Origin of the sequence: Butyricimonas sp. Marseille-P2440 (assembly GCF_900091675.1) — a bacterium.
GTDB lineage: Bacteria > Bacteroidota > Bacteroidia > Bacteroidales > Marinifilaceae > Butyricimonas > Butyricimonas synergistica.
In genome coordinates this window covers 683,064-696,556 of sequence record NZ_LT594609.1, presented here as the reverse complement: position 1 = coordinate 696,556, position 13,493 = coordinate 683,064, and the positions used below count along the sequence as shown (strand labels likewise).

Here is a 13,493-nt window from a genome sequence, read left to right as displayed (position 1 = left end):
TTTCGATTTCAATTAATTTATTCTTCAGTAGTAGCTTTTGCCTCTACTTCTGCTACTTCCTCTTGAATTTCTTCTTTTTCAGCGCCTTTCTTGTCGCCTTCTTTTTCTCTCTCGGCTTTTCTTTCGCTCAATCCTTCTTTAATAGCATCAGCTACGTTCCCGATAATCAAAGAGATAGAAGTTGAAGCGTCATCATTAGCCGGAATCACGAAGTCGATTCCTTCCGGGCTGGAGTTCGTGTCCACGATAGCGAACACGGGTATTCCAAGAGCGTTAGCTTCTTTTACCGCGATATATTCCTTCATCACGTCAACGACGAAAAGAGCGGCAGGAAGACGAGTCAGGTCAGCGATGCTGCCCAAGTTCTTTTCCAATTTTGCTCTTTGACGAGAGATCTGGAGTTTTTCCCGTTTTGAAAGGTGAGCGAAAGTACCGTCTTTTTCCATTTTGTCAATGGTGGTCATTTTCTTCACGGCTTTCCGGATGGTCGGGAAGTTGGTCAACATACCGCCCGGCCATCTTTCAGTCACGTACGGCATATTGATATTTGAAATTTTTTCAGCAACAATGTCCTTAGCCTGTTTCTTTGTTGCAACAAACAGAATTCTTCTGCCTGATTTAGCTATTTGTTTCAAGGCTGCACTTGCCTTGTCCAACATGATAGCGGTTTTGTTCAGGTCAATAATGTGGATATCATTACGCTCCATGAAAATATACGGAGCCATTTTCGGATTCCATTTACGGGTAAGGTGTCCAAAGTGACAACCTGCATTTAATAATTCGTCGAAATTCGTTTTTGACATTTGTGTCTTTTTTTAAGTTTACATTCTTAAATTTGCTCAATTGCCGGGTAGTTCTCGAGAGAAGTCCCGCCAATTTAGATACTAAACTCTGATTAACGTTTAGAGAATTGGAATCTCTTACGTGCGCCCGGACGTCCCGGTTTCTTACGCTCAACTTCGCGCGGGTCTCTGGTCATGAAGCCTGCCGCTCTCAATTTAGATTTGTCCTCGGCGTTGATTTTCACCAATGCTCTGGCGATACCTAAACGTAAAGCTTCAGCCTGTCCGTTAAAACCACCTCCAACAAGGTTTACTTTGATGTCATATTGTCCGGCAACGCCTAATAATTCAAGCGGTTGTTTTACAATAAATTGGAGGGTAGGCAACGTGAAATATTCTTCCAAGCTCTTTTTGTTGATTGTGATATTGCCTTTTCCTTCGTTAAGATAAACACGGGCTACCGCGCTTTTTCTTCTACCTACTGTATTTACTACTTCCATACCTTGTTATTTAAGTGTATTTATATCGATTACTTTCGGCTGTTGTGATTCATGTTTATGCTCCGGTCCCACGAACAGGTGCATATTTTTGAATACAGCTCGACCAAGGCGGTTCTTCGGAAGCATACCTCTCACGGCATGTTCAAGTATTCTCTCGGGGAAACGAACCATCTCTTGTGCGGGAGTTGAAGTTCTTTGTCCTCCGGGATACTGCGTGTGTCTACGATACACTTTGTCGGTTAATTTCTTTCCAGTGAAGACTACTTTCTCCACGTTGATAATGATTACATTGTCTCCGCAATCTACATGGGGAGTGTAACTGGGTTTGTACTTGCCTCTCAACAGTTTCGCAACTTTAGCGGCAAGACGTCCCACAACTTGATTCTCAGCGTCAATCACAATCCATTCTTTTTGGGCTGTGGCTTTGTTGACGTAAGTTGTTTTGTAACTAATCTGATCCACTTCTTTTTTAATTTATTATTAAACTTCTGTTTGTATTTTTTCGTGGTTACTCTCGCGTCCTTTCATCCGGTTAAAAACAACGAGGTTTATCGGGCAAACTATTAGTTTTCAACGGAATCAGAAGCATCACGGGGAGCATGGCTAAGGTATTCCTCGCGAATTTTCGAGCATTCCACTCCAAAATGAGGGGCAAAAGTACACAAAAATCTTTGAACTCCAAAACATTCCGTGAAAATTCGAGGGCGAAGTGGGGGCGGTGGCAAATGTTTTATGTTGAAAATTGTATGACGTTCTACCCGGTACCTATTTTAATTCGGTAACAATTGGGTATGAATTCCGGTTCACTACCGTTTATAATATTTTAGTTCAGCTTTATAAATACTATATGAACGCTATTTATAATAGGGTTCATATAGGGTTCGTATAGGGTTCATATAGCGTTCATAACGGAAGTGAACCGGAATTCATACGAAAATTATATTGTATTCCGGTAGGATTTCTTACTGTTTTGAGTTTTTATTGGAACTGTCATTGTTGTTTTATATATCCCAAGATGGGTTGAGCGGGTGACAATAAAAGAGGGAAAAATTAGCCCGTTGCTTTTTGGGAAGAAAGGTATCTTGGGTTCTCGGAGAGAGTGCGGTTGTTAATTGAATCTCTCTTTGGGGATGAATTTATTGCATTTCGTAGTATTTTCTATCCCAGGTTATTTGTAATAATGTTTGTAAAATAGTTTAAGATGATAAAAAAGGAATAAAATGGAGCTTATTCAATGAGCTCCATTTTGGTTATATGAATCAGTATATTATCATGTTAAAAATCAGTGAGATCAAGTAAGTCAATGGTAAATTTTCCTCCTCCAAGGGGTGAATTTGTTTGGTCATATACAATTAGATCTAGCTCGAAACTTATAGGAGGCATGTTTGGGTTGAAATTTAAAGTTATTTCTAGTATGATGCGTTCACCTATTTTGTGGGGAAAGCTCGAAAGGTGACCTGCATCGGGTATTGGAATATTGACAGATGCACCCAAAATATGGGCGATACCTTTTACGGAAGGAAATATAACTTCATGTGGGGCGATCATTTCTACGATAATGCTTGTGGATCCTCCTGGGTACGATACAATAGTATGTTCGTCAACTCCGTCAGGTGCAAAGACATAATCAAATGGAGGGATGTTGTCTATAGCCCAAGGTTGAAAGCTATAAGAAAATGTTCCAGTTAAAAGTAAAATGGAGAGTAAGGTAATGTATTTTTTCATAATGGTATTTTAATAAGAAACTAGATTCGTGATATTTGGGAGTTATGCTCGGATATAAATCTATGGGAGATTAAAGTGTGGAGGTTCGTTCATGATGTTTTTAATTAGTAAAAATTGACAGATGAAATAATACGAAAAAAACATAATTAATCAATGTAAAAAGAATAGTTTAATCAAGTTTTTTTATTTTTGAAGAAAATGTATTTTATGAATCTTTATAGGTTGAATATTGTTACAACGTATAGTTGTAAATTGTTGACAAGGAGTATTTTGTTCCGAATTTTCCTGTTCGTGTCATGTTGTTTTATTTTGTTTTTCCAATTGTATTACCAGAGTTCTTTGTTTGGTAGAAATATGTCGGGAATGTTTTCCTTGGATTCTTTTATTCCATTCATGAATTTTTATTTGTTGGTGCTTTTTCAAACAATTGCCATTATTTTCTTGTCTGTAAATGTTTTAAATAGGAAGAATGGATTAGATACTGCAGATACTTTTTATTGTCGTTCGGAAAGTAACACGGAATATGTTTGGGGGATGTGTCTAGGAATTATTCGTGCATTTCTTTTGACCGCAGTAGGTTTCGCGATTATTTCTGGCGTGATACAATCTTTTTTTAGTTTGACCCATTTAAATATATTGCTGTATATATTTTATTTGTTGTTGTTTTTCTTGCCTTCGTTGGTTTTTGCACTTGGTTTTTTCGTGTTTCTTTCTGTTCTGTTGCGGAATAGTATATTGACAGTGCTGTTATTTTTACTTTTAGGATTAGGGGTGTTTTGTATTGAAGGGACGAGATATGGTGTTTTCGATTTTTTAGCCCTTAAATTGCCTAACACATTTTCGGAGGTAATGGGTTTCCCGAATATGAGTGAATACGTTTTACAACGGGTGTGTTGGTTATTTCTGGGGTTAGGTTTTATTCATTTGACAACTATTTTTTTTGATCGTATTCCCAATAATCCGAAGAGAAAACGGAAAATCTTAGGGTCTATTTTGCTACTTGGCATTGGTGTTTTCACGGGAGCTGCCTTTTGTTTGATGCGTTGTAAAATTTCCTCGGAACGTCAACAATTTGCACGTGTGTACGATAAGTATTCGCGAATGGAGAATGTCACGATGCTTGAACAGAACATACAATACAAACAAGAAGGAATAAAGATGGATATCTTGACGAGTCTTTTCGTGCAAAATCAGACAGGGCAGGTTCTTGATAGTTTCATATTGTATTTGAACCCGGCACTTGAGGTTGTTTCGTTGAAGAGTGACGGTCGGGATGTTGCATTTGAGCGAGAGGGGCAAGTCATTCGAGTTCAAAAAAATCTTGCTCCCAATGATTCAATCGGTTTACAGTTAAAATACGGGGGAAAGATCAATGGAAATGTTTGTTATTTGGATGTTCCGGGTAAAGACATAGAGGATCCTGGGATGAACGGGCGATTCCCATTCTATTTCGGGAAGAATTATTATTTTCTGAATGCTGATTTTACTTTATTGATTCCTGAAGTTTTATGGTATCCGGTGGCACATCCGCCCGTGAATCCAAGTTCCCCGTATAGTGTGCCTAGAGATTATGTGCGTTTTACATTGGACGTGATTAATCCTGGAAATAGAACAGTTATATCACAAGGGGAGGAAACGCGGGGGGAAGATCATGTGTTATTTCGTAATTCTTCCAAGATGCAAGGGATTTCTCTTTGTATGGGGGATTATAAAACGACATCTATGACAGTGGATTCCGTAACTTATACATTGAACTTGTTTAAAAAGCATATTTCGATTTTAGATTGGTTTTCAAATATAGATTCTTGTTTTCTTGCCAGTTGTTTGAGGAATTATATGGATGAGAAGGAGAATGAATTAAACCGGGTTTACCCGTTTGAACGTTTGATTTTGACGGAGGTTCCCGTGTCATTTGCATCTTATATTAGGAATGGAAATGATAAAACAGAATTTGTACAACCAGAATTGGTGTTTTTGCCGGAAAAGGGGGTAGGAATAAGAGCAAAAAAAGGAAAATTGTCCAGCCGGGGATTTACAGCATTGTTGGATAAGTATTTTTTTGATTATCATTCTAAAGAGTTGGGGATGTTTGAGAATGTTTTTGGTTCTCTATGGAAAAAAGAAGTGAATTTCGCGTCGTATTTTTATAAGGAATATGATTACGATAATTATTTAACTCCCCATAATCCATACCGTCTTTCATCGCTATTCCTGCCTCATACTTTTATGGTGAGTGATGAATATCCATGTATGAATATTATTGCCCATTTGGCACTGAGAGGTAAGGGAATGGATGAGTTAAATGATTACGCTTATACCCGGGATGCTTTAAATTATTTATCGTCGAATAGTTTAAGTGATGCTTTAAGTGACAAGGGGCTTGCTGCTCCCGTGTTGTTCAAAATATTGGCATTGAAATCCAGGCAGTTTATAAATATGGCGTCAGCGGTTTGTGGTGTGCCTAATGATTCGGTAATCTCTTTTGTGGGGAGTTATATGGATAAACACAAGTTTGAAAATTGTTCTTTTTCGCATTTTTGCAAGCATTTTAATAGGCGTTTTCAGGTAGAATTAGCGGATTATTTAGAGCTTTGGTTTAATCAAAGAGGTTTGCCTAATTTGATTGTTCGGGATTGTTTTGTCCGGTTGATTAGAAGTTCGGGAGAGAGCGGTAGCGGCAATCCTTTGTATGTCCAGTTTAAAGTGTATAATGATAGTGATGTGGATGGAGTTGTTTCCGTGGAGGCTGTTAAAGGCAACGCCGCCAGTATGTTTATGATTTTTGCGGAGGCTGTTTCAAATGATCCAAATTTTTCTTTTAACCGGCATTACTATGTCAAGGCCGGAACGGGATTAGACGTGGCATTTGTTTTAACAGCCTCTACCCGGTTGGTCATAAACACAAATCTTTCAAACAATATCCCCGTATCATTGTCATTTCATGAGGATATGAATGCGGATGTCATGGATTATTCTGAATATATACATACTGTTAATAGGGAAGAGTTTTACGGGAACACCGATGAGGTTCTTGTCGATAATAGGGATACTAGTTTTAACATGATTCATCCTTATTGGCCGAAACTTAAGGATTTGTTTGTTGAGGATAATGGGAATTATCCCAAGTACAAAAGTGAGATCGTGGTGGTTCAACCGCCCAAGGCATGGGTGGAATATATTAGTTATGATGCGTACGGTGATGTCGTGAAAAGTGCTGTATGTTGTGAGGCTGGAAGCGGGGGATCTCGAATAGAGTGGTATGCAAGTATAGAGAAGGAGGGAACTTATGAATTGTTTGTTCATATCCCTAATATTGTTTTTATACAGGATGGTAAAGCTAGTGTGTCGGATCAGAGTCGTGTTATAGAACAAGAGTATTTGATTAGTTGTGAAAATGGTAAAGAAATTCGATTAGAAAAGAATATTGCTGGGCAAAAAGGATGGCTCTCTCTAGGGAAATATAATTATTCTTCTGGGCTACATCATATTTTCTTGACTAATAAGGGAAGATCAAAACAATCTATTGTTGGGGATGCCGTGAAATGGGTTTATAGGGAAGACAGGATTGCAAAGTAGTGTTATTGGAATTTTTCTCTTGGGATGAATTTATTGCATTTCGTGTAGCAGGTGAAGATGCCCATAGCCCCTTGTATGTTGCCGACGAGGGGGACGGGAGTCGTGATGCTCCCCTGGTTGGCGCTGTTTGCCTCGTAGAGGGAAATTTGATAATTGTAGCAGTCCTCAGTGATGCGCATCAAGGTGATGAATACCCCGTCGGCTTCCTCGATCTCCTGGCATCTGATTGTTTTTTCGATCGATGCGCCGGGGGAATAGCGGGATAAGTCGAGATAGGTGGTTTCTTTTTTCAATACCGGGTCGTCACGGTCGCTTTTCCGGGCTTGCATACTGAAAATATAGTAATTCTGCTTGGGGTTGCGGGAAGTTTGAAACGTGATTGTTGCAGAATTGTTTGTCCCGGAAACGGAATATGAGGCGATTTCGATGGCATCCGGGACTGCCGTTTTTGCCGTGATATGTTCGTTCTCGGGGGTAAGGATGCTCAGGAATAGAGAATCGATCCCGTAGTTTGCCAAGCGGGTCATGTGCTGGTAATTGCCTAGGAAGGAGAGGGTGCCGGGCACGGGTTCCAGGCGAATCACGGTGTCGGCTTTGATCGATACGTCCAGATCGACTGCGGCTCCCGGGTCGATGGTTTCGGTGAGGGGGAGTATTTTTGCCGCATTGAGTGTGTAAGATTCGTCTGGGATGCAGTAGCACTCGATGAAGTAACCGGAGATGGCTCCCATGTTCTTGATGGGGAGTTCTTCTTCGGGCATACAGGAGAATAAACTCGCGAGTATTAATATGGAGATCATCTTCCTCATACGTGCTTACCAGTTAATGCGCAGTGAAAGGTAAGGAATAAATGGTAACATTACCTTAGATTTCGGGATAATTTTTGTTAAGTTTTGGCTGGTTTCCGTTTGGAAGTAGACGAACGAGGGGTTCGACTGGTTGTACACGTTGTATGCCCCGATGCTCAGTTTGTAGAAAGTCTTCTTGCCGCTGAATTTGTAGTCCAAACTGGCGTCCAACCGGTGGTTGTCCGGTAATTTGTAATTATAGCGGTCTGTATAGACGGGGATCAGCACGGGATTCTCGCCCGTTTGGATTTCCGTGATGTTTTGGGCTACCACCATGCCTTTGGGGAAAGTGGTGTATACCCCGGAGGAAAATGTCCAAAGCGTGTTCAGCAGGAGTCGGGGGGAGATCTCGTACGACAGGTTCAGAACGACATTGTGCTTCACGTCGTACGGGGGATTGAACGATTTGCCGTTGTTGATTTCGGCAAACTTGCGCTTGGATTCCGATAGGGTGTAGTTTGCCCGCACGTATAGGGCGTGATGGTTTAGCGTGAGGTCGAATTCCATGCCCTTGGCGTAACCTTTGCCTTGTATCAGGTTGTCAGTCAAGGCGGAGTATTCGGTTTGGATGTCAGAAGCGAAGTCCTTCACGTGGCGCATATCCTTGTAGAATACCCCGGCGTAGAGGGAAAGGAGTTGCCCGATTTCTTGATTTATCCCGATGGAATACTGGTGGCAGGTAGCGGGTTTTGTGCCTTTTGCCAATGGGTACCAAATGTCGATGGGAGTTTTTACCGTGAAATAGGGATAAAGGCTAAGGTATTGGACGGTTTTCGCGTAGTCTGCCCATAAAGTGAGTTTGTTGAACGTGTAGCTGATTTTCGCCCGGGGGGAGAACGTGTGGGTGCGGGTGTCACCGCGATAATACTGGTAGTTTGCTCCGACATTTAGCATGAAGTTGTGGTTTAACTGGAGATTTATATCCAGGTAAATTTCATATAAATTGAAGTCCTTGTCTGAACTTTTTATTAGCAGGTCTTCCCTCTCGTTGGATTTGTTTGCCGTTTCGAAACGGGAATACTCGAATTTGCCGCCCGTGTTTATATTTATGTTATCGGAAAGCTTGCGGGCGTAGGATACTTGTCCCAGCAAGGCGTAATGGCGGTTGCCGCCTCCCATGGGGATGCTGCCGGATGCGTCGCCCTCGCTGTACGTGTTTTTGCTACCGAATTGGAAGTCCCATTGTTCCCGTGAAGTGGGGGTGTAGGATGCGTTTATGTTGCCGGAGAGCGTGTGCCAGTCGAACACGTATTGAATGTGGTCGCTGATTTTCATTTTCATGTGATCGATGGAGAAAAGACCGAATGCGGAGGCTTTCCACTTGTCCGAAAGGCGTGAATCTATACTCGCGGTAATATCACTGAAAGAGTACTCCGGCATATAGTTAGGGTTCCGGTTGTCCTTCATGGAACGATTGTATAGCTTAGATATGTGTTGCAGGTAGGAGGTGCGGGCGGAAACGGCAAAAGAAGTGTGGTTTTTCAGCAGGGGACCTTTGGCTTTGAGGGCGGAGGACACGAGTCCTATGGTGACTTCGCCCTCGTGTTTGTTCTTGTTGCCCGGGTCGGGACGCATATTGATGTAGGAGGAGAGGAAGCTGTTGTACCGGGCAGGGAATCCGCTCTTGAAGAGGGTGGAGTTGCCCAGGATGTAGGGGTCGAAAGTGGAAAGGATGCCGGTCAGGTGGTCGGGATAGGCGATGACCATGTTGTTAATCAGGAATCCGTTCTCGTTGCTGTTGCCCCCGCGAACGTAAATTCCCGAGTTCAGCGCGTTGGTAGTCACGATGCCAGGCATGGTGGCGAGGTATTTCAGAATGTCCTGTTCCCCTAGTATGGCTGGAATCCGTTCGATGTTTTTTATGGACGAGAGGACACGCCCGCTTGCCGGCAGAGCTCTGACGACGACTTCTTTCAGGTTGTTGTGTTTGTTCCGCAACGTGATGACGAAGGGAGCGTCGCTTTTTGTCAGCTTGTAAGTTTCACTTTTGTAGTTGATGTGTGAAAATTCCAGCGTGCAGGGGATGTCGCATTCCAGGCGGAAATACCCCAGCGAGTCGGTGGTGGTGCCGTTTTTGTTGTCCATGCAATAGATATTTACCCCGCTCACGGGTTCGCCCGAGTTGGCAATGACTTTCCCCATGACGATTGTCTGGGCGTCGAGGGAAACAGGAATAAATAGGAGCAGGATAACAAACCATTTCACCATACGTGCAACCATTGTGATTCTGAAACTTTACAAATGTAGTAAACAAATTAGTAGAATCATGGTCGGGGGTGTGAATAAATGTTGTTATTTTGCAGATTAACAGTAAAACTCATGTCATGGGAATATATGTACACGTACCTTTTTGCCGGAGTAAATGTTTTTATTGCGGCTTTTATTCGGTGGCTTCGTTGAAGCTGAAGGAGGCTTACCTGGGGGCAGTTGAGCGGGAAATAGCCTTGCGGGAGGGGTATCTGCCGGAGCGGCGGGTGAGTACGGTTTATTTCGGCGGGGGCACTCCCTCGTACTTGGAGCGGGGGGAGCTGCAGCGGATTGTCGATGCGCTGGAACGGCATTACGATATTTTGCCGGGGGCGGAACGGACGATCGAGTTGAACCCGGAGGATTTGACCCGGGAGCGTTTGGCGGGAATCCGGGATATGGGGTTCAATCGGTTGAGTGTTGGGGTACAGTCGTTTTCTGATGATCATTTAAAGCAAATTAACCGGACACACACGGGCAGGCAGGCGATGGAGGGGGTACGGTTGGCGGCAGATATGGGGTTTGACAATATCAGCGTGGATTTAATTATCGGTTTGCCGGGACAGACGGAGGGGGAGTTGCTGGAGGATATGACTGTTGTAAATCGTTTGCCTATAAAGCATTTATCGGTTTATATGTTGAGTATTGATTCAAATACGGTTTTTGAGGTGATGGTTCGGCTGGGGAAATTCAAGCTGGAGGATGAGGAGGTGATGGCACGACGTTATGGTGTAGTGTGTAAATATTTGAAGGAGATGGGTTTCGAACATTACGAGATCTCGAATTTTGCCCGTGAGGGGAAATACTCGTTTCACAATACTTCGTATTGGCAGCAAAAGCCTTATATCGGGTTCGGACCATCGGCTCACTCGTATGATTTGCATTCCCGGCAGTGGAATACGGCGAATTTGAAAACTTATATAGAGAGTTTAGGTGATGGTATATTGTCTTTTGAAAAAGAGGAGTTAACGGACGTGGATTTGTATAACGAATACGTGATGACGAATTTGCGGACGATGTGGGGGATCGATGTGCAGGAGGTAGAGAGGTTGTATGGCACGTATTGGAAAGCCGCTCGGGAGCGGGTGGAGAGTTATCTGCTGAGTGGGGATTTGTTGCGGGTAGGCGACCGCTTGAAAATCGGTGAAAAAGGCTGGATGATTTCCGACGCGATCATGAGCGATTTGTTTTTTGTTTGAATCTCATATTTGTTGTTATAATTCTTTATATTTGTGACATGATGAATTGAAAAGAACAAATAGAGAATAAATTTTATCAAAGAAAGGAGGTAATTATATATTAGCAATAATAATCGTAAGGTTTTGACGTACAGTCGAATAAAAAAGTGACTTTGTACACAAAATAAAGAGTCAAATGCATATGGCAAAGATAACAGTTCAAAATACCGAAGTCAATGTTATAAAGGTAGATGGTGAGGACTACATCTGCCTGACCGATATATTGCGTGCCAAAGACGGAGATTTTTTCATAACCGACTGGCTGCGCAATCGCAATACACTTGAATACATTGGTATTTGGGAAAAAGTATATAATCCCGATTTTAATTATGGCGAATTCGCCACAATTAGAAATCAGTCCGGACTAAACAGCTTCAAAATAAGCGTCAAGGAGTTTGTGGTTCGCACAAATGCGATAAGTGTGCAGGCGAAAGCCGGACGATACGGAGGCACATACGCTCACAAGGATATAGCCTTTGAGTTTGCCATGTGGATAAGTCCCGAATTCAAAATCTACATTGTCAAGGAGTTCCAGCGGCTTAAGACTGAGGAACAACACTTGTTGGGGTGGTCTGCCAAACGGGAACTGTCGAAAATCAACTACCGCATACACACCGATGCAATCAAACAGAATCTTATTCCGGCAGAGGTAACGCTCAAACAGGCGAGCATCATTTATGCCAATGAAGCCGATGTGCTGAATGTGGCGATGTTTGGCATGACAGCAAAACAATGGAGAGAAGCCAATCCCGACTTGAAAGGGAATATTCGGGACTATGCCACAATTAACGAATTAATCTGCCTGTCGAATATGGAAAACCTAAATGCTGTATTTATAGAACAGGGAATATCACAAGGTGAAAGGCTTATTAAACTAAACCAAATTGCTATTCATCAGATGAGTGTTTTGGAAAGTGACATCAATGGTGACAGGAAGTTACTGAAATAGTTATTTTAATCGTAAATTTCAATGTTGCGTGAAACAGCAAAAACGACATAGAGCATTTGAAAAGCCTGTCCTCAAACCATTATCATGGTCGGTTGCTTTATCTATTTTGGTTTATATTGCATGGGCATCGAATATAAACTGTAAAACCATATTTGAATTTAACCAGTGGTGGTTGATTATCGGCTCTGTAATAGGTTTTGCTGTTGGGATAATACGTTTGATTAAAGACAAAGAAATCCTTTGGAATTGGAAAGAATATTTCGGAGGTTTATACTATTCTGCTGTACACGCATGTTTCGGGTGTTTAATCGGTTTGTTTTTATTTGGGAGTGTTGAAATAATGAATTACTATATTCCGACAAGTCATTCATTTTGTAACGAAACAGCAACAATAACAGGCAAATATATCGGAGGAAACAGATCTATTGTTCATTATGTGACTTTTCATTTTGAAAACGAACAACTCGGAAAACAAAACCTTCAATCAGATTCTGATTTCTATAATCAAGCTACTCCTGGAGACAAATATATCTTCACCCTCCAAAACGGCTTCTTCAACATCCCCGTCATAAAAGACAAAAACAAACAATAAACATTCCTCTTATGAAAAAGTGGCAGAAAATAACCGGCATAATCGCATTGGCACTATTCCTCTTCATCTATCTTTGGCGAAAAGGAGGTAAGAAATGAAACTGACCGATAAACGATTTTGGAAATTTGAGGCAATGATGCTGCTATGCGGCTTGCTGGTATATTGTCCGACATTCTATAACCTTTTCTCTTTTTGTCTTGACTCACGAGGCGTCATCATACTCATATCGTTATTACCCGCACTCTGCCTTTATTATTCGATATGCGGCATTCCTACTTGGCTGTTGTATAAAGGCAATTCGTGGCTGAAACTTGCAGGATATTTATATTTGATTTCCTCGTTGTTGATAATAGTACCTCTGTTTATCTTCTTATATGATTGGAATCCGGAGACTGCAAATATGCGCCCCGAAGGACTGCCTCCGAGCGAAGGTAAATACATCACAAACAACGAACTTGTGACCATCATTACACTTGTTCATTCAATATTACCCATTATTTCAATATTGATTTCATCATACCTTTCCAAACGGTGGATTGTAAATGATAAAAACCATAAGAATATTATTGATTCGGCTCGCAGGGCAGTTAAAGGGAATGCGACCCCAAATGTCAGAGCGATTGCTATGAGCTATACTAACAATCAGCTTATATTGAAATGCTATCTTGATTTTCTTCCTACCGAACAAGACCGGGAGATGTTGAGCGATATGTCCGGAGAAATCATTTCCGATTTTTCATCAGATAAAATCCCAAAAGTAAAAGAGGAATGTATCTTCTCTGAACAACCATTATCCGAGCTGGATTGTCTTGATAATAGCAAAGAATTATGAAAACAGCACACCCACACAATTTCCCATTTGCGATATTCGCCCTACTAATATGAATTCGTACTTGTGTGATCTTGTAGCAATTATTGATTATGGCGAGTGCATTTTAGTGGGGCAGTTATGGCGGATGCGGTGAAGTTTGTTTTTGTTGAAAAATGACGAAAAACTATTCGGTTGAACTTGTAGTTAGAGATTTTGTGTATATTT

General features: G+C 41.6%; 11 protein-coding genes. 5 read left to right on the top strand and 6 right to left on the bottom strand.

Annotation, left to right across the window (positions count from 1 at the left end):
* Positions 1-17: 17 nt before the first annotated feature.
* From rpsB to BN8899_RS08635, 4 genes are all read right to left on the bottom strand, one after another.
* Complete coding sequence (gene rpsB, locus BN8899_RS08650) at positions 18-803, bottom strand: 30S ribosomal protein S2 (protein WP_018337940.1); 786 nt, start codon at positions 801-803, stop codon at positions 18-20.
* Between the two features lie 92 nt (positions 804-895).
* Positions 896-1,282 (bottom strand): 30S ribosomal protein S9, encoded by a 387-nt coding sequence (rpsI, locus tag BN8899_RS08645; RefSeq protein ID WP_018337941.1) that lies wholly within the window; start codon positions 1,280-1,282, stop codon positions 896-898.
* A gap of 6 nt (positions 1,283-1,288) precedes the next feature.
* Positions 1,289-1,744: a 50S ribosomal protein L13 gene (rplM, locus tag BN8899_RS08640; protein WP_018337942.1), complete on the bottom strand. Its 456-nt coding sequence runs from the start codon at positions 1,742-1,744 to the stop codon at positions 1,289-1,291.
* Between the two features lie 813 nt (positions 1,745-2,557).
* Positions 2,558-3,007 (bottom strand): hypothetical protein, encoded by a 450-nt coding sequence (locus BN8899_RS08635; protein ID WP_018337943.1) that lies wholly within the window; start codon positions 3,005-3,007, stop codon positions 2,558-2,560.
* Positions 3,008-3,871: 864 nt separating this feature from the next.
* Here BN8899_RS08635 and BN8899_RS08630 point away from each other — a divergent pair.
* The gene (locus BN8899_RS08630) at positions 3,872-6,583 is read left to right on the top strand and encodes a M1 aminopeptidase family protein (RefSeq protein WP_148375335.1); all 2,712 of its coding nucleotides are present in this window, start codon (positions 3,872-3,874) and stop codon (positions 6,581-6,583) included.
* Positions 6,584-6,585: 2 nt separating this feature from the next.
* Here BN8899_RS08630 and BN8899_RS08625 read toward each other — a convergent pair whose 3' ends face one another.
* Both BN8899_RS08625 and BN8899_RS08620 read right to left on the bottom strand, forming a co-directional pair.
* Positions 6,586-7,392, bottom strand: coding sequence for a DUF4249 family protein (locus BN8899_RS08625; RefSeq protein ID WP_082986966.1), 807 nt, complete (start codon positions 7,390-7,392; stop codon positions 6,586-6,588).
* A 6-nt stretch (positions 7,393-7,398) separates the two neighbouring features.
* Entirely contained in the window at positions 7,399-9,639 is a 2,241-nt protein-coding gene (locus tag BN8899_RS08620; protein WP_065219440.1) for a TonB-dependent receptor, read from the bottom strand.
* 116 nt (positions 9,640-9,755) lie between these two features.
* On the opposite strand from BN8899_RS08620, the gene hemW reads away from it, so the two are divergent.
* The 4 genes from hemW to BN8899_RS08600 all read left to right on the top strand — a co-directional run bounded on the left by hemW (position 9,756) and on the right by BN8899_RS08600 (position 13,289).
* Positions 9,756-10,877, top strand: a complete 1,122-nt coding sequence (gene hemW / locus BN8899_RS08615) for a radical SAM family heme chaperone HemW (protein ID WP_065219108.1) — start codon at positions 9,756-9,758, stop codon at positions 10,875-10,877.
* A 181-nt stretch (positions 10,878-11,058) separates the two neighbouring features.
* On the top strand, positions 11,059-11,865 hold the full coding sequence (locus tag BN8899_RS08610) for a KilA-N domain-containing protein (protein ID WP_065219439.1): 807 nt from the start codon (positions 11,059-11,061) through the stop codon (positions 11,863-11,865).
* Positions 11,866-11,893: 28 nt separating this feature from the next.
* Complete coding sequence (locus tag BN8899_RS08605) at positions 11,894-12,457, top strand: hypothetical protein (RefSeq protein ID WP_065219107.1); 564 nt, start codon at positions 11,894-11,896, stop codon at positions 12,455-12,457.
* Positions 12,458-12,551: 94 nt separating this feature from the next.
* Entirely contained in the window at positions 12,552-13,289 is a 738-nt protein-coding gene (locus BN8899_RS08600; RefSeq protein WP_065219106.1) for a MafI2 family immunity protein, read from the top strand.
* Positions 13,290-13,493: the final 204 nt, after the last annotated feature.

Bases quoted from the DNA above. Each gene is read 5' to 3' on its own strand.
- rpsB (WP_018337940.1), bottom strand. From the start codon at position 803: ATGTCAAAAACGAATTTCGACGAATTATTAAATGCAGGTTGTCACTTT.
- rpsI (WP_018337941.1), bottom strand. From the start codon at position 1,282: ATGGAAGTAGTAAATACAGTAGGTAGAAGAAAAAGCGCGGTAGCCCGT.
- BN8899_RS08635 (WP_018337943.1), bottom strand. From the start codon at position 3,007: ATGAAAAAATACATTACCTTACTCTCCATTTTACTTTTAACTGGAACA.
- BN8899_RS08630 (WP_148375335.1), top strand. From the start codon at position 3,872: ATGAGTGAATACGTTTTACAACGGGTGTGTTGGTTATTTCTGGGGTTA.
- BN8899_RS08625 (WP_082986966.1), bottom strand. From the start codon at position 7,392: ATGAGGAAGATGATCTCCATATTAATACTCGCGAGTTTATTCTCCTGT.
- BN8899_RS08620 (WP_065219440.1), bottom strand. From the start codon at position 9,639: ATGGTGAAATGGTTTGTTATCCTGCTCCTATTTATTCCTGTTTCCCTC.
- hemW (WP_065219108.1), top strand. From the start codon at position 9,756: ATGGGAATATATGTACACGTACCTTTTTGCCGGAGTAAATGTTTTTAT.
- BN8899_RS08610 (WP_065219439.1), top strand. From the start codon at position 11,059: ATGGCAAAGATAACAGTTCAAAATACCGAAGTCAATGTTATAAAGGTA.
- BN8899_RS08600 (WP_065219106.1), top strand. From the start codon at position 12,552: ATGAAACTGACCGATAAACGATTTTGGAAATTTGAGGCAATGATGCTG.